Annotated in this window: 23 protein-coding genes and 1 tRNA gene; 12 read left to right on the top strand and 12 right to left on the bottom strand. The window is 39.1% G+C overall.

The window, feature by feature from the left end; genetic code table 11:
- The first annotated feature begins 27 nt into the window (after positions 1–27).
- From GBI16_RS06875 to GBI16_RS06910, 9 genes are all read left to right on the top strand, one after another.
- Positions 28–672, top strand: a complete 645-nt coding sequence (locus tag GBI16_RS06875; protein ID WP_228267819.1) for a LexA family transcriptional regulator — start codon at positions 28–30, stop codon at positions 670–672.
- 145 nt (positions 673–817) lie between these two features.
- Entirely contained in the window at positions 818–1,141 is a 324-nt protein-coding gene (locus tag GBI16_RS06880; protein WP_151706792.1) for a hypothetical protein, read from the top strand.
- Positions 1,138–1,557: a hypothetical protein gene (locus GBI16_RS06885; RefSeq protein ID WP_151706793.1), complete on the top strand. Its 420-nt coding sequence runs from the start codon at positions 1,138–1,140 to the stop codon at positions 1,555–1,557. Before GBI16_RS06880 ends, GBI16_RS06885 begins: the two co-directional genes overlap by 4 nt.
- A 165-nt stretch (positions 1,558–1,722) precedes the next feature.
- Positions 1,723–1,929 carry a hypothetical protein gene (locus GBI16_RS06890; RefSeq protein ID WP_151706794.1) on the top strand — a complete coding sequence of 69 codons (207 nt, stop codon included), beginning with the start codon at positions 1,723–1,725 and terminating at the stop codon, positions 1,927–1,929.
- Positions 1,913–2,353 carry a hypothetical protein gene (locus GBI16_RS18645; RefSeq protein WP_171494538.1) on the top strand — a complete coding sequence of 147 codons (441 nt, stop codon included), beginning with the start codon at positions 1,913–1,915 and terminating at the stop codon, positions 2,351–2,353. Before GBI16_RS06890 ends, GBI16_RS18645 begins: the two co-directional genes overlap by 17 nt.
- On the top strand, positions 2,350–2,964 hold the full coding sequence (locus GBI16_RS06895) for a 3'-5' exonuclease (protein WP_151706795.1): 615 nt from the start codon (positions 2,350–2,352) through the stop codon (positions 2,962–2,964). The genes GBI16_RS18645 and GBI16_RS06895 overlap by 4 nt, the downstream gene beginning before the upstream one ends.
- Positions 2,964–3,851, top strand: coding sequence for a hypothetical protein (locus GBI16_RS06900; RefSeq protein WP_215900680.1), 888 nt, complete (start codon positions 2,964–2,966; stop codon positions 3,849–3,851). Before GBI16_RS06895 ends, GBI16_RS06900 begins: the two co-directional genes overlap by 1 nt.
- A gap of 10 nt (positions 3,852–3,861) precedes the next feature.
- Entirely contained in the window at positions 3,862–4,101 is a 240-nt protein-coding gene (locus GBI16_RS06905; RefSeq protein ID WP_151706796.1) for a hypothetical protein, read from the top strand.
- On the top strand, positions 4,094–4,375 hold the full coding sequence (locus GBI16_RS06910; protein ID WP_151706797.1) for a DNA-binding protein: 282 nt from the start codon (positions 4,094–4,096) through the stop codon (positions 4,373–4,375). The genes GBI16_RS06905 and GBI16_RS06910 overlap by 8 nt, the downstream gene beginning before the upstream one ends.
- A 12-nt stretch (positions 4,376–4,387) precedes the next feature.
- On the opposite strand, the gene GBI16_RS06915 is transcribed toward GBI16_RS06910, so the two are convergent.
- From GBI16_RS06915 to efp, 9 genes are all read right to left on the bottom strand, one after another.
- Positions 4,388–5,428 carry a site-specific integrase gene (locus GBI16_RS06915; RefSeq protein ID WP_151706798.1) on the bottom strand — a complete coding sequence of 347 codons (1,041 nt, stop codon included), beginning with the start codon at positions 5,426–5,428 and terminating at the stop codon, positions 4,388–4,390.
- 144 nt (positions 5,429–5,572) lie between these two features.
- Positions 5,573–5,649: transfer RNA gene (locus tag GBI16_RS06920), tRNA-Val, on the bottom strand.
- Between the two features lie 43 nt (positions 5,650–5,692).
- The gene (locus tag GBI16_RS06925) at positions 5,693–7,684 is read right to left on the bottom strand and encodes a DUF3488 and transglutaminase-like domain-containing protein (protein WP_086209562.1); all 1,992 of its coding nucleotides are present in this window, start codon (positions 7,682–7,684) and stop codon (positions 5,693–5,695) included.
- 9 nt (positions 7,685–7,693) lie between these two features.
- Positions 7,694–8,593 carry a DUF58 domain-containing protein gene (locus GBI16_RS06930; RefSeq protein ID WP_086209563.1) on the bottom strand — a complete coding sequence of 300 codons (900 nt, stop codon included), beginning with the start codon at positions 8,591–8,593 and terminating at the stop codon, positions 7,694–7,696.
- 19 nt (positions 8,594–8,612) lie between these two features.
- Complete coding sequence (locus GBI16_RS06935; protein WP_119063619.1) at positions 8,613–9,569, bottom strand: MoxR family ATPase; 957 nt, start codon at positions 9,567–9,569, stop codon at positions 8,613–8,615.
- 122 nt (positions 9,570–9,691) lie between these two features.
- Complete coding sequence (locus GBI16_RS06940; RefSeq protein ID WP_086209609.1) at positions 9,692–10,711, bottom strand: 2-dehydropantoate 2-reductase; 1,020 nt, start codon at positions 10,709–10,711, stop codon at positions 9,692–9,694.
- Between the two features lie 234 nt (positions 10,712–10,945).
- The gene (locus GBI16_RS06945; protein ID WP_086209564.1) at positions 10,946–11,248 is read right to left on the bottom strand and encodes a YbdD/YjiX family protein; all 303 of its coding nucleotides are present in this window, start codon (positions 11,246–11,248) and stop codon (positions 10,946–10,948) included.
- 13 nt (positions 11,249–11,261) lie between these two features.
- Entirely contained in the window at positions 11,262–13,364 is a 2,103-nt protein-coding gene (locus GBI16_RS06950; RefSeq protein ID WP_151706799.1) for a carbon starvation CstA family protein, read from the bottom strand.
- Positions 13,365–13,532: 168 nt separating this feature from the next.
- On the bottom strand, positions 13,533–14,102 hold the full coding sequence (gene efp / locus GBI16_RS06955; protein WP_086209566.1) for an elongation factor P: 570 nt from the start codon (positions 14,100–14,102) through the stop codon (positions 13,533–13,535).
- A 312-nt stretch (positions 14,103–14,414) separates the two neighbouring features.
- On the opposite strand from efp, the gene epmB reads away from it, so the two are divergent.
- The 3 genes from epmB to GBI16_RS06970 are packed head-to-tail and all read left to right on the top strand — an operon-like array spanning position 14,415 to position 19,299.
- Positions 14,415–15,431, top strand: a complete 1,017-nt coding sequence (gene epmB, locus GBI16_RS06960; RefSeq protein WP_086209567.1) for an EF-P beta-lysylation protein EpmB — start codon at positions 14,415–14,417, stop codon at positions 15,429–15,431.
- A 14-nt stretch (positions 15,432–15,445) separates the two neighbouring features.
- The gene (locus GBI16_RS06965) at positions 15,446–17,191 is read left to right on the top strand and encodes a GTPase (RefSeq protein ID WP_086209568.1); all 1,746 of its coding nucleotides are present in this window, start codon (positions 15,446–15,448) and stop codon (positions 17,189–17,191) included.
- Positions 17,173–19,299: an EAL domain-containing protein gene (locus GBI16_RS06970; RefSeq protein ID WP_086209569.1), complete on the top strand. Its 2,127-nt coding sequence runs from the start codon at positions 17,173–17,175 to the stop codon at positions 19,297–19,299. The genes GBI16_RS06965 and GBI16_RS06970 overlap by 19 nt, the downstream gene beginning before the upstream one ends.
- A 147-nt stretch (positions 19,300–19,446) precedes the next feature.
- Here GBI16_RS06970 and rpmE read toward each other — a convergent pair whose 3' ends face one another.
- The 3 genes from rpmE to GBI16_RS06980 form a co-directional block, all read right to left on the bottom strand.
- On the bottom strand, positions 19,447–19,674 hold the full coding sequence (rpmE, locus tag GBI16_RS06975) for a 50S ribosomal protein L31 (protein WP_086209570.1): 228 nt from the start codon (positions 19,672–19,674) through the stop codon (positions 19,447–19,449).
- A 394-nt stretch (positions 19,675–20,068) separates the two neighbouring features.
- The gene (locus GBI16_RS18650) at positions 20,069–20,212 is read right to left on the bottom strand and encodes a hypothetical protein (protein WP_171494539.1); all 144 of its coding nucleotides are present in this window, start codon (positions 20,210–20,212) and stop codon (positions 20,069–20,071) included.
- A 259-nt stretch (positions 20,213–20,471) separates the two neighbouring features.
- The gene (locus GBI16_RS06980; protein ID WP_086209571.1) at positions 20,472–21,443 is read right to left on the bottom strand and encodes a bile acid:sodium symporter family protein; all 972 of its coding nucleotides are present in this window, start codon (positions 21,441–21,443) and stop codon (positions 20,472–20,474) included.
- Positions 21,444–21,539: the final 96 nt, after the last annotated feature.

Below are 21,539 nucleotides of genomic sequence, written 5' to 3' on the forward strand. Positions count from 1 at the left end.
AGATAAGTTAAATTTTTAAGGTTTTAAATGATGGATACAATTGGAGCGCGAATAAGAGACTTAAGAAAAGCTCAAAAACTCACATTGAAAGATCTTTCAGCAAAAATTGGTCCTTCAAGTGTTGCCATTTCTCAATGGGAAAATGATGTAAATGTCCCTAAACATGAACATCTAAGTACTCTAGCAGAAGTTTTAAATACAACTACTGACTACATAATGTATGGAAAATCAGAAACTTCTGATAATGTAAAAGATTACAGACCAGTAACACGGATGCTCCCTGTCTTGACTTATATCCAATGCGGAAACATGACTAATGTAAGATCAATCCAACCTCACGAGATTGATAAATGGCTTCCAGGACCTCCAGAAGCAGGAAAAAATAGTTTTTATTTAATTTGCCAAGGAATCAGCAACGCTCCTGAATTTAATGATGGTGATTTTATTTGTATCGATCCAGATTGGGATCTCGAAAGTGTACAAACTGGCGAAATGATTGTTGTTTTTCAAGATGATGAAGCAACTTTTAAAGCTTTAGTAAGAGAATTTAACAAAATATATTTAAAAGCTTTAAATGAAAATTTCCAACCAAACATCATCCCGCTTAAAGAAAATGCTTTATATCGCGGCAAATATGTTGGTAAGTTCACACCTAGTAAAAAATTTATTTAATCTCATCTAAAAAGCCGACTTGTGTCGGTTTTTTTTCGTCCAATCAAAAATAATTAAGAAAAGTTAATTTAACAGTTGACACTCTTTTTAAGTAAAGTTAATTTAATTAGACAAATTAACTTTACTTATTTAATTGGGTGTCGATATGTTAAAGAAACTTAATAAATCTGATCCGTTCGATCAAATTATTCTTTCCCGCATTACATCTGATGACTTTGGTTTGCCAGAGCCAGAGTCCATCAAAGACAATACCTGGTTCAAAAACCGTGCTGTAAGCCAAATTAGCGGTGCAATTTCCGCTATGCGCAATGCTACCAATCAGCATGATTTCACTACTGCTATAGCCCAAGCTGATGCATTTATCACTGCTGCTTTAGATTATGAATTTATCGATCTTTCTGAAAAAGCAGTTTGGTTGGAAGAAATGGCTGCCGTCGTTCGCATTCAAACGATTGGAGAGTCTGCATGAATTTAATCCAAACCCAAGAAAGCATTGTGCCTGAACAATCAGTGATTGATTCATGGCCAAAGAGGCAAAGCAAAAAAATTAAAGAAATTAATTCTTTAAAAGATCAGGTAAATCAAAAATTACAGGCTTTATTTGCAGATTCATTACGTCTGAATATCGAAAAACACTTTAATGTGCACATTGAGTTTTCTGGTCATACCAATGGCGTTTGGCTTTCATACTGGCTAAAAGAGGAATTTGATCATCCCCACCAAATTCTTTGGCCTCTCTATATGACGCCATTTAGTTCCAATACAGACCACGCGAAAAAATATAAAGAAATCCTTCAAGCACTTGATACAGCTTCAAATGAGCTTCATCAGGCACATGCTGAATTTATGAAGGACTTTCTTAATACAGGGGATGTTGAAGAATGATCATGATCCTTATTCAGACACTGCCCTTTGCTTTAGTTTTTTTACTCGCAACAGCTTTCATTGCTGGATTGGTTTGGTGCTTATGCACTGCTGTTATCCACGCCAAGTACTTAAAACTTGAAGCTAATCACCTTCAAAAAATTATTGAAGATCAGGAGAACGAGCATGCTCAAATTCACTGATAACCAAAAAATTGAACATGTTTTTAATTTAGAAAATTTGGTGCACGTGCATGTGCGCAAGTCTGACGAAAAAAATGTCACGCTCACTATGCACACGCTTGGTCCACATACCATCCCATTAACTGTTGATTCTGAAACAGCTGAGTTTGTTTTGAGCGAATTAGGGGAACATTATGCAATCGAACATTGATCATAGTGCAATCATTAATAAGGGCAAATCCATTGCCCTTGCCATCCAAGTCGACGACTTTTTAAAGGCTCAGGGCAAATCTGAACCGACTCAAATTCCCTTTGGCCAAACTCGAATGAGTATGAAACCAAAGGACACTGAATATAAAACTGGCCAGCAATCTATGCGCGAATCTATGGCTGATTCTGTCAGTAAAAAAAGACCAGTTTTAAGCTCAACTGACCGTCCCTTGACGAAAGAACAAGAACGTCACAAGTTTAATTTTGAAGCTAAAACGAAAGCCCTTGCTAATGGTGAAAGCACCTTTGAAGGCAAATGTGACTTACATGGACTTACTGAGTTCAAAGCCTATCAATCTGGCAAGCATCACTGTGTCAAATGCCGTCAACGTACTAGCCAATTAAGAAAGGAACTTTCAGCATGAAAAATAAATTAATGGTTGATTGTGAAACTTTAGATATTGGCGAACGCCCTGTTTTACTCAGTATTGGTGCCGTGGTTTTTAATGATCAGCAAATTCAAGATTATTTTGAATACTTCATCAATAAAGAGACTGCTATCAGCGAAGGTTTTACTGTTAGTCAAAGCACACTTGATTGGTGGGATCAACAAGATCCAGATGCTCGTGCTTATGCGTTCAACGGTGAGGGAGACATACAAGAAGCCTTGAAGGCCCTGGTTCAATTTTACGAATTAAATGAATGCACTGAAATCTGGTCGAAAGGTTCCTTAGCTGATATTCGCTGGATTAACAATGCCTTGGATTATTTTGGCATCGAACGACCTTGGAAATATTACAAAGAGTTCTGTTTCCGTACCCTTTTAAAATCTGTACCAAAATTTGATATGCCATTTGTGGGAATGCCCCACAATGCCCTTGATGATGCAATTCATCAGGCTAAACAATTTATTGAAATTAAGAAAATGCAAGCGACACAACAGCAGCTGCTGATTGAGCAAGGTCAAGCATTCAATGACCTATCTCAAAAATGTGCAGATTTGGAATTTAAGCTGCTTCAGAAGGAGGCTGTGTGATGAGTAAAGTTTGCTTCATACCAAAAGAATTCCGTAGAAATTCGCTAGAATTAATCGACTTTATGAATGAGCTAATTGGGTCCTATCAATCTCAAGGTTACACCCTTACAGTACGTCAGCTTTATTACCAGTTGGTAGCTAGAGATATAATCTCTAATGATCTTAATTCTTATAAACGTACAGCATCAGTTATTAATGACGCAAAGTTAGCAGGACTCATTGATTGGGATGCAATTGAAGACAGAACTCGCGATTTCATAGTTCGGTCTAGATGGAGTTCTGTATCTAGTATTTTGGATGCCTGTGTTCGCAGCTTTCACATGAATATGTGGGAGGCTCAAGAATATCAAGTTTATGTAATTGTAGAAAAGGAAGCTTTAGTTGGGGTTCTGGAAAGGACTTGTAATGCTTATGACGTACCATTATTAGCAGCACGTGGATATCCGTCAAGTTCGGTTTTATATGATTTTGCCAAAAGCCATATCACGTCTAAACCACATTACAAGCAACACATAATTATTCACTTAGGCGACCATGACCCATCTGGAATAGATATGACAAGAGATTTAACAGAGCGTTTAAATCTCTTGTGCGGTAGACCAGTAAACTTGGCTGTTGAACGTATAGCTTTAAACTATTCGCAAATTGAAGAATTGCGTCCACCAAAAAACCCAGCCAAGGACACAGATTCTCGCTTTGAAAGTTATCGTAAAAAATTTGGTTCTTCAAGTTGGGAGCTTGATGCTTTGAGTCCTGAATATTTGAATAAATTAGTTAAGTCTAAGATTGAAGAATTTATAGACTTCTCAGAATGGGACTTTCGAAAAAAAGAAATTAGTTCTAAAAAAGATCAACTTCAAGTGATCTCGAACGGATTTAGAGAATAGGAGTATGGTCATGACCCATTTTGAAATGCTCCAAAGCCCAAATTTTAAACTTTCCCTTGAACGTAAAATCGTGGCTCATATCACTGAGGAATACTTAAAAGTCGGTATGAGTCCACCGCTACCAAAATATGTAAATGACATGGCTACTTATGCTGAAGCGAATGTCTCGAAATTAGCGAATCGTGTCCGTACTGGAGCTGTGCTTTTTGCACAGCTGCTTGATGAAAAGGAGAAAATAGAAAATGCCTGAATTCGTTGTAACGATTGATGCAGATTCGGCTCCTCAAATCGTACTTGGTCAAAAGTTATTTGGCGGCACTGTAACCGCGCTAAAGCTCGAAAAACGTAAACTGGTATCGGTGGCTGAGCTTGTTGCTAAATACGGCTTCTCTGATGAAACCATACGCAATAAGCTTGCTGTAATTAATCAAGGAACCAACGGCAAGCATATGTACGATCCTGAAGCGGCCGATGCCCTACTGAAAAAGCAACCGCGACGACGAGGACCTAAACGCATCAATTGATAAATGCCCGCTTTATGCGGGCTTATTTCTTTCTATAGACTTGAACGCATCAACCAAATCTTTTGCATCCGGGTTGTAATAGGTATTCACCAGGACATCAATTTTTTTATGGCCAGTAATTTTTGCAAGTACTTCAACTGGCAGCTTTCTAATGCGAACCATACGAGTAATGGCTTCATGACGCGTATCGTGGAAATGAAGATTATTCAACCCTACTTCTGCCTTGCGCTTTTCCCACATTAATCGAAATGCATTCTCTGACTGGGGAATAACACGACGGCCATCATGCTGAATCAACTCCAACAAAGCTAAAGCTTCGTCAGATAATGGGACATTTCTTGGATCACCATTTTTAGTCTTTGGCAGGTGAACGTATTCATCATAAATATCTTTCTTTTCGATACCTAAGATTTCACCACGACGCATAGCTGTTTCCAGCGCGAATAGAAAACCCCACGCAACATAATGCTGTGGAAGTGTCGGAACTGTACCCATTTCATAATTCAAAACTTTCAACATCAGATCTACTTCCGATGGATGTATTCGACGTGTACGTGCTTTGGGCTTTTTGGGCTTAGTCATTTGCATCCATGGATTTTCGTCCAGGAGAAATAATTCCTTTTGAGCAAAGGTAAACATAGCACTGTAATGTGATATTTCTTTCAGTACAGTATTTTCACCAACTTGAGTAAGTCGGTTGTTACGCCAGCCTGTTAGATCCTTTGGTGTGATGTCATAAATAGACTTCTGTGCTAAAGCACCAAATTTCATCTCAAAGTTTTTATACTGGCCCTTAATCCATGCCAAGGAAGACTTTGATTTATTCCATTGGCCAACATCTTCAAAGTACTTATTGTTTAGATCACGAAATAGATATTTTGGCTTCAGCTCACCCGATTCAATTTGGGTTTGAGTTTTTAATTCAACCAATTTAAGGGCTGCCCACTGCTCACACTCTGCTGCGGTATCACGTGTGCAATAATATCTTTGATTCTGATATGAGACAGTTATTGTGTAAGTCTCGCCTCTTTTTCTTGGTTTTGGTATTTTCATCTTGTCGCAGACTTGTCGCAAATTTGACGTAAATATTGCCATTTTCTGCCAGTTTTGCCAAGTTTGCCAACTTCGAATGCACCCAATGCACCAAAAAAAAGGACCTATAAGCGTCTGATTTGCTTATAAGTCCTTGATATATATTGGTAGGTATAAGCAGACTCGAACTGCTGACCTCTACGATGTCAACGTAGCGCTCTAACCAACTGAGCTATACACCTAAAGTTCCTGCATAATATTCACTTTTAAAAAGTATGACAAGCGCTATTTCTTGTTTTTTAACGCAGATGTGCAAGTTTTAAGCATTCGTTTAAATTGTTGAATATTTTTTGCATTCAACGGATTGAAATAACGTATTTGTTGATAATAATCAGCTGCCTGCTTAAATAAAACTTGCTGTTCAGGTTTAACCTCTTGAGCTAAGCGCAACAACCATTGATTTACCGTTTCGGCATTTTGCTTACGCTGCTCTGCGGTTAAGCTTTTAGAAAAATGCAAAATTGCAAGATCATATTCAGAAATCTGAGCACGTTTACGCCAAAATATAGCGAACCAGTACAATAGAACTAATCCACCAATACTGATCATAATCAGCAATACTAATGAATAACTGGATTGAAGTCCCAATTTTTGCAACCACCCCCTTTGAGTTTCTGCATTATAACCAACGACTTTGCTTTGCCATTGATAACTGGCATAGTCACTCCAAATCCGCATTTTATTTAATACGGAATAGCGCTGTACATTCCACCGACTACTCTGCCCCCAAACCCTAGTATCTTGACTCATTAAGTCTTGCATACCCTGTTCAATACGCTGTGGCGCAATCATGGCTGTTGGATCATAGCGTTTCCAGTACCCATCCACAAAAACTTCCGTCCATGCATGTGCATCTAACTGTCGAACTTCCCAACTTTTTGCATCTGGTGAAAGCTGACCACCTTGATAACCGACCACGATACGGGCAGGAATTCCCACATAACGCATCAACATCGCAAAACTAGAGGCATAATGTTCACAAAACCCTTGTTTGGACTGAAACAAAAACTCATCAATACGATGCTGCCCCAACAAGCCTGGCTGCAAGGTATAGCTAAAGCCATTGTTGCGATACCACTGCAAAACATTTTGGATATAACGGTTTGGATTGGCATTACTTTGTTTAAAGAGTTGTTGTGCAAATTGTTGTGCTTTCAGATCTATTTGCTCAGGCGCTTTTAAGTTAATACTTCGTTGCACATTGGATAATTTAGTTTGAGTAAGTTGGACATTTCCCATCCATTGTAGTGAAATCGGCTCTACACGCTGTACTTGACGATAAGCCTGAATACTCCAATCCTGACGTAGCTGATAACGTCGCTCTAAAGGTTGTGAATATTCCAATCCCATGATCCAAGGAATCGCGGCATCAGCGGGTAAATATTGATAGTTCCATTTTTTAGATGCAGATATTTGGCCTAGCGTCTCATTTGCAATACTTTGCTGATTGATAAAACTACTGGTCCACTTTTGACCATCATACTGATCTAAGACCATCGCACGCCAGTAAAGCTCAGAACGCTTTGGGAGCTGACTAACATCGCCAATAATACGAAAAGCCAAATGACTCGACTGAGATAATTGTGCAATATCACCAGGTGACATACTGTCGCTCATGCCTGTCACTGCTTTATTTTCAGGAATTGGAATATGCCAAAGTGGGGGTAAGCGTGGAAAAAACATAAACAACAGCACAAAAAAAGGCAGTGCGAGACCTACAAATTTAATGACGTGTTTTGCATCTTGCTTTAAAGCCAAACTACTCGAATTTTGAGATACGAAAAAACTGGTTTGAACTCGATACAGTCCCAATAAACAACTGAGCAAGCACAGTAAAACCATGGCAGCCATCATAAATGACTGACTATGTAGAAACATACTCGCCGCAACAAATAATGCAAAATTAAACAAAATGATCACATCACGCTGCGTTTTTGTTTCTAAGGCTTTCGCAAAGAGAAAGATGCTTAAAATAGCTACGCCCGCTTCCACCCCTAAAAAGCTTTGATAGCTCCAAAAAGTGACCGCTAGAGCAGCAAGGGTCAAAATGTAAATTGCCCATTTCGGGAAATGGTTGCCCGTAGATTGCATGAAATTCCACAGACAACCGATACAAATGGCGAAAATGACACTCAATAGCACAGGGCTAAAACTTAGTTGTGTGACCCAAATCAAACTCAGTGTCAGTACAATGGCAATACGAATAGAAGAATGCATATTTCTCTCCTATGCCTGTGCCAAAAGTAATTTAGCTTGAAAATATTGTTCTCGACCTATGCCTTTGGCTAGCTCAGCATGTGGTAAATACAGGGCATAGGCGTACTGCAACTGCTCACATTGTTCAACCAAGCCCATCATCAAACTTAACTTTTCTTCATGCGAAGGGCTCGGCATATGTGCATAGTGGATTTCTAAACTGTGCTGATCCTGATGTTGTTCAAAGACTTTAATGAATAAACCTTGTCCTTGCGCCACTTGTTTCCATGAAACGGCCTGTAGAGAGTCACCTTCTTTAAAATTTCGCAATTCGCGGAATTCATCCATATCAGGTTCAAAACTGTGTTGCTGTTGTTTGTTTTCAGCCGCCAAAGACTTAGCTTGAGGTGCTATCCACACAGGTGCTTGGATAAAAAAATAACTCCATGCACGAACGAGGCCAAACGGATATGTTGAGTAAATTTTGATTTGAGGGAAACCAAACTGCCCGCGATCTTTTGGAAAAAAATTTAAATCGACCACCTTATGGATATCTTGAATAAACAACTGTTCTATATGATCTGCATAAGCAATCCAGAGGTATCGAGGCTGTGAATGATGTTGTTTGAAATGCATTTGTAATTGCAATGCACTCTCAACCTGCCCTATTTCAGGTAAAACCAGATCAATACTAAGACCATGCAACTGCTTAAAAGTTAAATAAAAACTCATACACAGCACAGCGCTGATTAAGAAACAAAACGCTAAAATTAAGTTATTGGCATAATTCACCCCTGCAATAAAGGTGATGAAAATCAAAACCAAATACAAATATCCTTGCTGATAAATAAACACCAATACATCTTTTTGGGTCAGTTGTTTTTCAGCCTTAAATTGAAAGCGTTTCGTGATCCAGTTTTGCCACAGCATGCGTCTGCTTCTTATCCTATCAGTAAACTTTGACTTGCTTCAGAAGTTGCTCAGTTTCAGCTTCACCCAGCCCAATACGATGTGCAGTCACTGCGACAAACACAGCCTGTACATCATCTGGGGTTACAAATGAGCGTGATTCTATCAATGCATAAGCTTGCGCTGCTTTTTTTAAAGCCAGTACGCCACGGGTAGATAAACCATGTCGACCTTTACGGGTCTCAGTCGCTAAATCTAAAATATAGTCCAATATTTCTTCAGACAAATAGATCTGCGGCACCATAACTTGTAAGGTAAGGATATCTTGCTCTGAAAATACCGTCATCAATTGTTGGATCAAATCATGACGGGACTGTTGTTGTAATAACGCTTTTTCTGCCTGACGTGATGGATAGCCCAAAGATAACCGCATGAGGAAACGATCAAGTTGTGACTCTGGCAGCGCATAGGTTCCACTTTGAAAAAGAGGATTTTGTGTTGCAATCACCCAAAATGGCTGTGGTAGCACATAACGACTTGCATCAATCGTCACTACACCTTCTTCCATTGCCTCTAGAAGCGCACTTTGCGTTTTTGGGCTACAGCGGTTGATTTCATCTGCCAGTAAAATTTGGGTAAAAATTGGACCTTGTTTAAACTCAAACACATGTTCTTTTTGGTTAAACATATTCACCCCAATCACATCACTCGCCAGCATGTCATTGGTAAATTGAATACGTTTGAATTGAAGACCTGCCAAATGTGCCAAGCTACTGGCCAATGTCGTTTTTCCTAAACCAGGCAAATCCTCAAATAAAATATGTCCACCAGCCAAAAGGCTAGATAAAGCCAGCTTGGTTTGTTGGTTTTTATCAAGAACAATTTGATTCACTTGCTTGAGGAATTCTTGAATTTTGGGATAAAACGCATTGATTTTCGACTGATCCAGTTTATCTACTTGCGTAGGCGTAATCTTCTTTTCTGTTCCCCAAAGCACGTTGTATGCCCCCAATCAAAATATAAACCAAGGTTTAACATACAGGTTTTTAAACCATACTCAAAGATGAACTTTATAAATATTCAATATTTGCGTTAATAGGTGAGATATTGTTATTAGATCTACTCTCTAGCAGCAGCGTTCAACTGATCTTTCAAATCGCTCGCACTTATTGAAAATGATTGAGGAGATTTCTCAGCGAGTTTAACCAGTTCTATTAATCTTGCATTGATCGGAGCTTGTTGACCAAATTGCTCTGCGAGTTTTAAAACCTCACCATTAATCCAATCAATCTCTGTAAGCCGACCTGCTAGTAAATCATCTTGCATGGATGAGCGAGCCAATGGATCAATTTCTAACATCTTTCGACTTAATAATTTAAATATAGGATTGGGCAAACTCAAAATCTTAGGAATGAGATGTGTAGGAACTGCGGTTAACTTTGCAGGTTTAATCTGTGCTTCACTGAGAAGCGCCAAGGCTTCTTGTTGCACCATAGCCAAACATTGGCGATATCCGCGGATCGACAGTTGTTCTTTTAGTGGTTTTTTTGACAAGGCATTGATTGAATTATTTAAATTAAGTAAAAGCTTGGCCCATTGCACAGCAAGCATGTCTTTTTCAAAAACAATATCCAAACTCGATTTTTGAAATAGCTTTTCCAATAGATGTTGATGAGGAAATTGCTTAACGCTTAATGCACCCGATGTGCCTTGATGATAATGTCCTGCTCCTTGACTTGCGACATTAAAAGGAACCATTCCCTCTAAAACCAAATGTTGTTGTAAAATGCTTTTTAAAATAGGGACATTACTCACACCATTTTGAAAACTGATGATCAGTGGAGTTTTAGACCCTAAATATTCTTTGAGTTCAGATGCAACTTGTTCTGTTGCAGCCGATTTGACACAAATAAAAATCACGTCTGCATCCACAACCTGAGTAGGATCAGTCGTCAGTTTGAGTTGATGGGGCGCAAGTTTGATATTATTGCCTAAATAATCAGTGAGCTCCAACCCAAACTGAGACAGTTCTTGATAAATCCGTGGGCGGCTAATAAAGGTGACATCACTCCCAGCAGCAACCAATCTTCCACCTAAATAACACCCAATACTTCCAGCACCATAAATAAATATTTTCACTAAATTGCCCTCTTCCGAATATTCAGACAACTTTAAAACCTCTCTCCCTACAAAGCTGTCAGATATACGACATCTTCACCTTTGTAGTGAATGTGCTATGTAGGATGATACCTCAGCCCATCCAGCTATCGAATTCAAATAATATAACCCAATCCAGCTTGACGCTTTGCTTATTACATCTGGTTTGCAATAAAAAACGACACCTAAGTGTCGTTTTTTAAGTCACGGACTCAATCAACAAGGGCACTTTTTCATACCGTTACTTGCAGACGGATAACGTGCATCCACACAATGGCGATAAAATGTTTTAGCATCCATCGGCTCTAAATCTGGATGATGTTTTTTCATATGTTCCAAATAGTTGGGATAGTCTGGCACTCCCACCATCAAACGGAAACTTTGTTGCAACCGTTGCCACAGCGTCGCAATTCGAGACCAATTTTTAGGATTGAGAATTAAATCTTTCTGCGACATTACGGTCATTTTGATGATTTTATAAATCATCGTCTTTCCACTTTTGGCAAACTTTAGATTCATCTAAATTCCCCTTCTAATGTCCAGATTTTGAAGGTTGAATGTCTTCAGGATCACGATAAATCGCCTCAGCTTCGTGCACTGTTGGGACAGGGCTTGCAAGCGCACGGCGAATGACCTTAATTGCAGCAAACAACATCACAATCGCCACAATCATAAAGAATCCACACAGTGCCGCATTGATCTGATTCGATAATGCAACTGTTTGCATTTCAGCTACTGTTTTTGCTGGTGCTAAAATTTCATTATTTGCAATCGCTTTGTTAAAACGTTCAGCCTGCGCTAAGAAGCCAATTTTTGGATTTTCATGGAAAATCTTTTGCCAGCCCGCAGTCATACAGGTCACAAATAAGAAAATTGTTGGAACAATCGTGACCCAAACATATTTTTCTTTCTTCATTTTAAAGAGGATTACAGTACCTAACATTAGCGCCATAGCAGCAAGCATTTGGTTACCCACACCAAACAGTGGCCATAAGCTATTGATACCACCGAGTGGATCCACCACACCTTGATAAACGAAGAAACCCCAACCTGACACAGCAACCGCTGTACCCAACAAGTTTCCAAAGAAGTTATGTGAGTTTTTCACCGCAGGAACCACAATACCTACAGTATCTTGCACCATGAAACGGCAAGCACGCGTACCCGCATCAACCGCTGTTAAGATGAACAGTGCTTCAAACAAAATAGCGAAGTGATACCAAAATGCCATCATTTCACGACTATTGAAAATCTCTGTGATGATATGTGCCATACCAATGGCAAAAGTTGGTGCTCCACCTGTACGCGACAGAATCGTACTTTCACCCACTTCCTGTGCCAGCAAAGTTAAAGCTTCTGGAGTAACCACAAAACCAAGATTTCGTATTGCTTCAGCGGCAGTATCAGCACTTGTTCCAATCAATGCTGCTGGTGAGTTAATTGCAAAATATACACCTGGTTCTAATACTGCAGCACAGATCAAGGCCATGATTGCAACAAAAGACTCCATAAGCATACCGCCATATCCGATCATACGAATATCGCGCTCATTATTGACCAGTTTAGGAGTCGTTCCTGATGATACTAGAGCATGGAAACCTGAAATTGCACCACAGGCAATGGTAATAAATAAGAATGGGAACAACGAACCTGCAAACACAGGACCTGTACCATCAATAAATTTAGTAATCGCAGGAAGTTTCATCTCCGGCATGGCAAAAATAATACCAACCGCTAAGCCTGCAATCACACCAATTTTTAAGAAGGTTGATAGATAATCACGTGGTGCAAGCAACAGCCAAACAGGCAATGCTGAAGCCACGAAACCATAAATAATCAATGCCCACGTCAATTGAGTGCCCGATAAGGTAAAGAATTCACCCCAATATGGATGTTGTGCAATATCTCCACCATAGACAATGCCCAGCATCATCAACACGAAACCAATCACAGACACTTCTGCAATCTTACCCGGACGGATAAAACGCATATAGATTCCCATAAAGAGCGCAATTGGAATCGTGGCTGCAATACTAAATACGCCCCATGGACTGTGTGCAAGCGCCTTGACCACCACAAGCGCCAAGACCGCTAGGATAATAATCATGACCCCCAATGCACCAAGCATAACCACAATGCCGGCAAAGGTTCCAAGTTCTTGTTTTGCCATTTCCCCGAGTGAACGCCCATCACGACGGGTAGAGATAAACAAGACTAAAAAATCTTGAACCGCACCTGCGAGTACTACACCCACAAGTAACCAGATGGTACCCGGCAAATAACCCATTTGTGCTGCTAAAATAGGGCCAACCAATGGTCCTGCACCTGCAATCGCTGCAAAGTGATGTCCAAACAATACACTCTTGTTGGTCGGAACATAATCCAAACCATCATTCAAACGATGTGCAGGTGTTAAACGGCGTTCATCCAGTTCAAAAACTTTAGTTGCTATAAATAAACTGTAGAAGCGATAAGCGATGCTATAAATACAGCCCGCAGCAAGTACGAGCCAGATGGCATTGACATGCTCACCACGACTTAGTGCCAAGATCCCAAAAGAGACTGCACCGACGATGGCTACCAGTAGCCAAATGATTTTTGAAGTCAGGGTCGACTTCGGCTGAACAGATTCCATTTCAATCCCTCATATTTGTTGCATTCAATCAGCGTATTTAATTATTCGAGGTACTGCTGTTTTCCTTTGCGACTTTACTCTGCATCTCCTTGTTTTGATCTAAGACTTTGGCATAAAAAAAGGGATGATTCACATCATCCCTTCCGATAATAGTCTATTTTTAAACCATTATGCACGTTCTAAATAATCGCCTGTACGCGTATCTACACGAACGCTTTCTTCTTGCTGTACAAATAATGGAACACGCACTACAGCACCTGTTTCCAATTTTGCTGGTTTACCACCACCACCAGACGTATCACCACGTACACCTGGATCAGTTTCAACAATTTTTAAAACAACAAAATTTGGTGGGCTAACCGTTAATGGCACGCCATTGAACAACATAATGGTACATTTTTCATTTGAATCGTCTTTTAACCATTTAGCAGCATCACCCATTGCTGTTTTATCAGCAGCGATCTGTTCAAATGATACAGGGTCCATGAAGTTCCACATTTCACCATCGTTGTACAAGTATTCCATTTCTACTTCTACGATGTCAGCCGCTTCCAGAGAATCACCAGACTTAAATGTTTTTTCTAACACTTTACCAGAACGTAAATTACGTAGTTTTACACGGTTAAATGCTTGACCTTTACCCGGCTTTACATATTCATTTTCCATGATAGAACATGGGTTACCGTCAAGCATAACCTTAAGGCCTGACTTGAAATCATTCGTAGAATAATAGGCCATGACTGGCGCACTCCAAACTAACTAACTTAAATATTTATGTCTTAATCTTAAGCACTAAAACGCTGAAACGCTTAGCTATTAAGATAGGGCATCTTTTTTGATGCTTCGTATTGTAAATGAGCAAGGCGTTATGAAGCAATGAAAATCCACTGCCTATACGCCGTAGATCTTGATAAAATAGCGCTGTTTTGTCTGTTTATGTGTTTTGAAAACATCTTTTTTGAGCTGTAGACACCTCAACAACTCGTTTCAGCATCATTACTTTTGATAGCGTAACTTCCTTTTATCTAGCATTTGATCCCTTTATTTGGCATGACACATTATTTGTACCAAGAGCAAAATTGGCAATCTCAGCTCAGTGACTTAATTACCGATCCTTTAGAATTACTTCACGTTTTAGAGCTTTCTCCTGAGCAACTGCTGTCGGGTGCCCTTCTCGCTTCGACCCAATTTAAGCTCCGTGTTCCGCGTGCTTTTGTGGCCAGAATGCAAAAAGGCAATCCACTTGACCCACTCCTGCTGCAAGTATTGCCCCATCACCTTGAACTTGAAGAACATCCTGACTTTGTGACAGATCCACTCGGTGAAGAAGAAGCCAATCAACAACCCGGTGTTTTACACAAATACAAAACTCGCTTTTTATTGACCTTAACTGGAGCTTGTGCTGTTCATTGCCGTTATTGTTTCCGTCGACATTTTCCCTATCAAGAAAACCTGCCAAAGTTAGAAGATTGGATCAATATTCAAAACTACATTCGGTCACAACCTGACATTAATGAAGTCATTTTGAGTGGCGGAGACCCGTTAACCCTGTCAAATCGCAAATTAAAAGTATGGATTGAGCGTTTAGAAAGTCTACCTCAACTTAAATTTTTGAGAATTCATTCACGAGTTCCTATCGTAATCCCCAACCGTGTCGATGAAGAGCTAATTTCCATCTTAAAAAACAGTAGGCTGCGCATTATTCTAGTGGTACACTCAAATCATGCATCGGAATTGGATGATTTGACCTGCCGACAATTACAGCAATTAGTCGCAGAAAAAATCACCGTTTTCAATCAGGCGGTTTTATTGAAAGGGGTCAATGATCATGTTCAAATTTTGACAGATTTGAGCTACCGTTTATTTGATGCAGGGGTTTTGCCATACTATTTACATGTTTTAGATAAAGTAAAAGGTGCGCACCATTTTGATTTAAACCCGCAGGACATTGATTTTCTTTATCAAGCATTATTGGCGAACCTACCTGGCTATCTGGTTCCCAAATTGGTGAGGGAAATTGCGGGAGAAAAGAATAAGACACCACTTTTCGGGGTTTCAACTTTTTGAGTTAAATAATAACGATGATGACGAGTACTTCAGATATCTTCCAAAAGCCAACTGAGTTAAAGTTGGACAAGCTTAGTTTCTGCCCAAGCACAGTCAAAGGCTTACAAGAATGGTTGGCGAATTTATCCATTTTGCAATTGGGCGACTCTTCTCGTTCTCTATTTCAAGCTCTCCTTGAAGTTTCAGAACTTCAAGTCAGCGAAACACTTCGCTTTGACTTAGTTCAAGTTCTTCATTCAAATTTAGAAAATGTACTGACCAGCTTAGAAAAACACTTTTTTAATCAGGGTTTAATTACCACAGATCGCAATGACCACATTATTGAGCTTGCCTTATTAATGCGTAGTCATTTTGCTAAAGTGTATATCGACATTGCAAAACGTGTTTCTCAGCAAATCACTCAAAATAAATTTTCCCTTTTTGCATTTCATCAAAAAAAGAATCTGCAAACTGCACGCACCGTGTCGAGCTACTATGCGTTACAGCAACTATCTTTGTTGTTATATCAACAGCATTTACTGTACAGCTCTCCTATTCCGGGACAATGGCTCGCTGCACACCAACTATTAGATTCAGCCATTCAAAATAACTTCTACTTGACCAATATCAATCAGGTTCAAGGAACACAGCATCAACTTAGCAATATTAGCCAAGCTTATGCACAATTGATTTTATTAGATATTTTTAATACGCACCAAATTCGCCCAGGTGAAATTCAAGGTTTATTTTTGTGTAGCTTTGATTGGGCAAAACTCGTGCAAATTCTGCCGAAAGAAACGACCTTATCTCGCTATATTGTCGATGCGTCGAAAGACTATCCTCCAACTTATAATTCTCAAAAGAATAGTCACATACAACCCAATATTTTTATTTCTACGCAAGCTTTGCTTGATCATTTGACAGAGATGCAAACCAAACGCGCTGAACCACTGTCACGGGATGAAAAGATTTTCCTTACTCCTGCGTTGCATTTCCATATTCATAATTTATTGACCAATAATATTGAACGTAAACATGAACGTTACGAATATTCAGCTCAGTTACAAATTTGTTTTGGATTATCTGTAGCGCATTTCTATTTATCTAAAGGTAAGAATTTTCACGAAACTTTAGAGCTCGAAGGAAATTATAATTTCCAGAATGAAAGTCACGTGATCAACTCGATGAATAGCAATATTCCTGTTGAAACGAGTACCGTTCGTGTCATTGATCGAGAATCTAAACAAATTTATCCAGCTGAAGTACTTGATATTAGCGTCAATGGTTATCGTATACGCTGGACAGGCCCAACACCTGCACACCTCAAAACAGGTGAATTCATTTTGGTTCAAGAAAATGCACATAGCCAATGGCGTGGCGGTGTAATTCGCTGGATTAAACAATCAAGCGAAAAAAGTTTAGAACTCGGTTTAGAAATCTTGGCACAAGACCTCTTCCCTTGTGCGGTCATGGTTAAAACAGACCGTCATAGCCAGAACTATCAGCCCGCCCTATTAGTTCAAACCTCACAGCTTGATGAAGTCCACACTAGCTTAATCGTTCCTGGTTCTAATATGTACCGTGAAAAGCAGACCATACATTTACGCTTAGGCAATCAAGATCTTAAAATTTATTTAGTCAAAGCTCATCTAATTACACAAAGTTTTATTCGTTTTGACTATGAATTATTAAACGATCAACAAGAACCTCTGGTTCAAAGTTTTATTCAAAAGCAAATGAATGCTATTAAAAATCACGATTTATGGGAAGCATTGAAGTGAGAAATCCATTATTGTCTAAAAAGTTAAAACGTACGGAAACACGTTTACTCATTATTGATGATAATCAGATCCGTTATAACCAAATTCGTGACCTTTTAACTTCTAGTGATCATCAAGTCCAAGCAACTTTGCTCGATGATTTACAAAATTTCGAAAAGCAACTTCACCTATCTTGGGATGTGGTCATTTTTGGTCGTGCATATGACTTAAAATACGAACAAGCCTTGACTCTAATTCACAATTCTAAACAAGTGAATTTACCTTTAATATTACTCAAACCAGATGACTATCAAGACAATCAATACGCAAATTTTATTCGTAAGGGTGTCTATGACATTTTGGACTTAAACCAAGCTGATCCCTTTTATTTAGGTTTATTACGCGCCTTAGCATTAAGTCGTTTATCTCAAAGCCAACAGCAACTCATGAATGAGCTTGAAACTGCACAAAATCAGGCGCAAGCTTTGGTCGAAGAAAGCAATAAAGCTGTCGCATTAATTCAAGAAGGCATTCATGTTTCAGCTAATGCAGAGTATCTCCAACTGTTCGGCTTAAACTCTGAGGACGATATTATCGGTCAACCTTTGCTCGATATTATTCAACCTCAAGATGTAAATGACTTTAAACAGCGATTCAAGAAAATTTCGCAAGGTCAATTTGACCTAGGTGCATTTGAAGTACATACCCTTAATAGCAAAGCCCAATCTAAGAATCCATTAAAAATCGAGTTCTTAGCAGCTCCTGAAGATGATGCCCTTCAACTTACAATTGAAGTTGAATCTGAAATCGCCACCACCCCAACAACACCGAACGAAAAACAGCCTATAAGTCCAAATATTTATCAACAAATTAACCGCAGTCTGACCAAGCAACCCTCAGATCACAATGCTTTGGTTAGCTTTGCTCTCAGCTCGTGTCCAGATGAAATTTTTAATGCCAACTGGGCAACCACGCGCGATTATTTCAATAATATTTACAGCTTTTTAAACGAACAGACTCATGTGCCCCTGTTCAAAGCGGGTGGACAAACGATTGTGGGATTATTCCAAGCAGAGTCCCAAGCCAAACTTGAGTCTAAGCTCATCGCCTTAAATGCACTAACTAAACCACAGCTGATTACTGTTGATCAGAGTAGCTATCCTGTGAATTTGCGTATTGGATACACTTTGTTAAAGGGTGAAGTTTCAAATCAAGACCAATTTGAAAGCTTACTCTGTACTGCATTTACGACTTCCTTGCCAACCAATCAAGACGATTGCGAAATTGACCAAAAAACAAGTATCAGTATGCCCGTAATGGAGTTCATCAATCCGACGGTTAATGAAACTCTCGAAACTGAAAAAACAGCAAACGAACCAACGATACTTAAAGCCTTACATGTAGCATTGGACCGTGGTGAAATTCACCTCAAGTACCAACAGCTCTATGATAAAGAGGATACCAATTTATACACTTACGAAGTGACTTGTGGTTTTATTTATGGCAACACATGGAAAGATCTTTCTTGTCTTAAAGAGTTAAGTGAAGACCCTGAACTGTCTATTAAACTTGATCGTTGGATTTTAGTTGAGTCATGCAAACAGTTACATAATTTTATTACTCAATATCCTGAGGCAAAACTGATTGTAAACTTAAACAAAGCTGTCCTCTTTAATGACCGCTCATTCCCTGAGTTTATTGCCAAACTCATTACGATTGTCCGTAGCAAACTCAGTCATCCAATTATCTTACAATTCTCAGAGGATGACATCAGCCAAAATCTTGCTGAAGCGCAGAAGTATATTGCTCAACTTCGTCAATACGGCGCTGAAATCTCAATTCGTGACTTTGGCAACACCATTTATAGCGAATCTATCCTACGCCAACTGGATATAAACAATTTGACTCTGCATGAAAACTTAACTCGTATGCTCAGTAGTGATGCCAACACAGAAGAATTACAAGAAAAAGTTGCGGTCTATCATCAATTGAAAAACATTCAAATTATGTTGCGTGATCTGAATGATATGACTTCGTTTGCTAATGCGTGGAATGTCGATGCCCGCTTTATTCAAGGCGACTATTTCCAGAAAAAACTGGATCATCTGATTGACGTGCAAGATCAGTAAAGCTTAAAGCTAAGTTCTCTACCTCTAAACTTTAAGACTCCTAGATGGAGTCTTTTTGTTATATGGTTGAACTCTAGGAGCTATAACTTTATAGCAAAAAGTATAGACATAAAAAAACGGGCAAATGCCCGTTTTTTTCTTTTGCTCTTAGTCGCGTTTGATAGAACGTGACATGCCAGCAAAACGTTGTTTGAACTTGTCGATACGACCGCCAGTGTCAACGTTCTTTTGCTTACCAGTGTAGAATGGGTGGCAAGCTGAACATACGTCTAGGTAAACAGTTTCTTTACCAAGTGCAGAACGAGTTTCGATTACGTTACCGCAAGAACAAGTAGCAACTAAAGTTTCGTATTTTGGGTGAATATCGGCGCGCATCGTCGATTACTCCATAAAAGTTAAAGAAGGTTTTGCTGTCATCGCAATTGATCACTCTCAAAATTGAGGAAAGGCCCACTTAATTAAATTAAGTTGCAGATCAACACCATAACAGACCATTCTTTTGGCCCACCGAGACGGATACCGTCAGAGCTAAGCACAACAAGTGGGCGATATTATAACTGAAATAGATCTATTAATAAATAGATCATTGTTGGCTTTGAGCTTTCTTCTGAGCTGCGCTTTTCATATAGTTAATATATTATTTTTCTAGCATACGTTGAAATTCAGCTTCATCAAAATGATTGAGTCGTTCAATCAAAAAAGGACAATATTTTTTAGTATTTACTTTTCGTATGGATGAAGACATCACGCCCAACATGTTTTGTATTTCTTATTTAAACATAGGATCAATTGATTGATCCATTTCAGTCTCTTGAAAGATGCTTACGCCATTATACTTGATATCTTTTCCTGCTTTTGCAGTATTCAGCAGCTTCTGCTTCACAGCTGAATAAGCTTGCTCCAGTTCCAACATTCATCTGTGGTTGATTTTCTCTACAAAAATTTAACATGGGTTGCAACGACATTAATGGTATTTTTTCAACAATATCTCAATTTGTTCTCATGTTTAGGTCTTCATTTTCAAGGCTGATATTAATATAACCCACAGAAAAATATATGTTTTTTATTATCTTTATAACTTTATTCTCTAATACATTTAATATAAAAAAGTGTTCAACTGTGTTTAGACATTTACAAAAGCTAAGTTCAGAACTTAGCTTTTGTAAATTTTATTATTCATCCGTACTTTGTTTCGCCCAATAATTAGCAATAATTCCACACACCATCAGCTGAATTTGATGAAAAATCATAATCGGTAGAACGATCATCCCCAAAGGCTGGCCAATAAAGAGGATCTGTGCCATTGGGACACCGCTAGCTAAGGTCTTTTTAGAGCCGCAGAAAAAAATTGTTTTCTGATCAGCACGGTTAAAGCCTAACCAACGTGGCAGAAATAATCCCAAAAGCATAACAATCGTCAGTAACACTGAACAAACGACAATCAGAATCAGCAGTGTACTCAGGCTGACTTCTTGCCATAAACCCGCCACCACAGCACTACTAAAAGCACCATACACCACCATTAAAATCGAGCCCTGATCAAATGCTTTAACGATGCTCGGCATCTTTTGCATATACGGGAAAACATAAGGTCTGAATATTTGGCCTAGCACAAAAGGCACCAAAAGCAATAAGGTAATTTGAAGAATAGAGGATGTTGGGTCAAAACCATGTTCTGACTTGCCTAAAATAAAAAAGGCCACCATTACAGGAGTAATAAACATCCCGATCAAATTTGAAAATGATGCACTACAAACCGCCCCCGCCACATTCCCTTGCGCAACCGAAGTAAACGCAATAGAAGACTGCACTGTCGACGGCAAAAAGCACATAAACAAAAATCCCCAGTACAATTCTTGCCCAAGTAATGGCACCAATACAGGTTTTGCCAGTAAACCTAAAATAGGAAAAAGAATAAAGGTAAAGGCAAACACCAAAGCATGCAGTTTCCAGTGCATCATACCCTGAATCACTGCTTCACGGGATAACTTAGCACCATGTAAAAAGAATAATATGGCAATCGCAACCGTCGTAAGTACGCTAAATACACCTGCAGCCTGACCAGAAATTGGAGCAAAGCTAGCTAAGAGCACCATAACAAAGAGTAATAGCGTAAACCGATCAAATGCCAATAATTTCAACATACCAACATCCTGTCATTCCTCTAAAAATGAAAAAGCCCAGCGACTCATTTACCTTTGGGTAAATTCATCTTACTGAGCTATATAAATAAAGCTAGC

Origin of the sequence: Acinetobacter sp. TUM15064 (assembly GCF_008980265.1) — a bacterium.
In the GTDB taxonomy this organism is placed as follows: domain Bacteria; phylum Pseudomonadota; class Gammaproteobacteria; order Pseudomonadales; family Moraxellaceae; genus Acinetobacter.

Coding starts and splice junctions, on each gene's coding strand:
- GBI16_RS06875 (WP_228267819.1), top strand. CDS start 28: ATGATGGATACAATTGGAGCGCGAATAAGAGACTTAAGAAAAGCTCAA.
- GBI16_RS06880 (WP_151706792.1), top strand. CDS start 818: ATGTTAAAGAAACTTAATAAATCTGATCCGTTCGATCAAATTATTCTT.
- GBI16_RS06885 (WP_151706793.1), top strand. CDS start 1,138: ATGAATTTAATCCAAACCCAAGAAAGCATTGTGCCTGAACAATCAGTG.
- GBI16_RS06890 (WP_151706794.1), top strand. CDS start 1,723: ATGCTCAAATTCACTGATAACCAAAAAATTGAACATGTTTTTAATTTA.
- GBI16_RS18645 (WP_171494538.1), top strand. CDS start 1,913: ATGCAATCGAACATTGATCATAGTGCAATCATTAATAAGGGCAAATCC.
- GBI16_RS06895 (WP_151706795.1), top strand. CDS start 2,350: ATGAAAAATAAATTAATGGTTGATTGTGAAACTTTAGATATTGGCGAA.
- GBI16_RS06900 (WP_215900680.1), top strand. CDS start 2,964: ATGAGTAAAGTTTGCTTCATACCAAAAGAATTCCGTAGAAATTCGCTA.
- GBI16_RS06905 (WP_151706796.1), top strand. CDS start 3,862: ATGACCCATTTTGAAATGCTCCAAAGCCCAAATTTTAAACTTTCCCTT.
- GBI16_RS06910 (WP_151706797.1), top strand. CDS start 4,094: ATGCCTGAATTCGTTGTAACGATTGATGCAGATTCGGCTCCTCAAATC.
- GBI16_RS06915 (WP_151706798.1), bottom strand. CDS start 5,428: ATGAAAATACCAAAACCAAGAAAAAGAGGCGAGACTTACACAATAACT.
- GBI16_RS06925 (WP_086209562.1), bottom strand. CDS start 7,684: ATGCATTCTTCTATTCGTATTGCCATTGTACTGACACTGAGTTTGATT.
- GBI16_RS06930 (WP_086209563.1), bottom strand. CDS start 8,593: ATGCTGTGGCAAAACTGGATCACGAAACGCTTTCAATTTAAGGCTGAA.
- GBI16_RS06945 (WP_086209564.1), bottom strand. CDS start 11,248: ATGAATCTAAAGTTTGCCAAAAGTGGAAAGACGATGATTTATAAAATC.
- GBI16_RS06950 (WP_151706799.1), bottom strand. CDS start 13,364: ATGGAATCTGTTCAGCCGAAGTCGACCCTGACTTCAAAAATCATTTGG.
- efp (WP_086209566.1), bottom strand. CDS start 14,102: ATGGCCTATTATTCTACGAATGATTTCAAGTCAGGCCTTAAGGTTATG.
- epmB (WP_086209567.1), top strand. CDS start 14,415: ATGACACATTATTTGTACCAAGAGCAAAATTGGCAATCTCAGCTCAGT.
- GBI16_RS06965 (WP_086209568.1), top strand. CDS start 15,446: ATGATGACGAGTACTTCAGATATCTTCCAAAAGCCAACTGAGTTAAAG.
- GBI16_RS06970 (WP_086209569.1), top strand. CDS start 17,173: ATGGGAAGCATTGAAGTGAGAAATCCATTATTGTCTAAAAAGTTAAAA.
- rpmE (WP_086209570.1), bottom strand. CDS start 19,674: ATGCGCGCCGATATTCACCCAAAATACGAAACTTTAGTTGCTACTTGT.
- GBI16_RS18650 (WP_171494539.1), bottom strand. CDS start 20,212: ATGTTGGAACTGGAGCAAGCTTATTCAGCTGTGAAGCAGAAGCTGCTG.
- GBI16_RS06980 (WP_086209571.1), bottom strand. CDS start 21,443: ATGTTGAAATTATTGGCATTTGATCGGTTTACGCTATTACTCTTTGTT.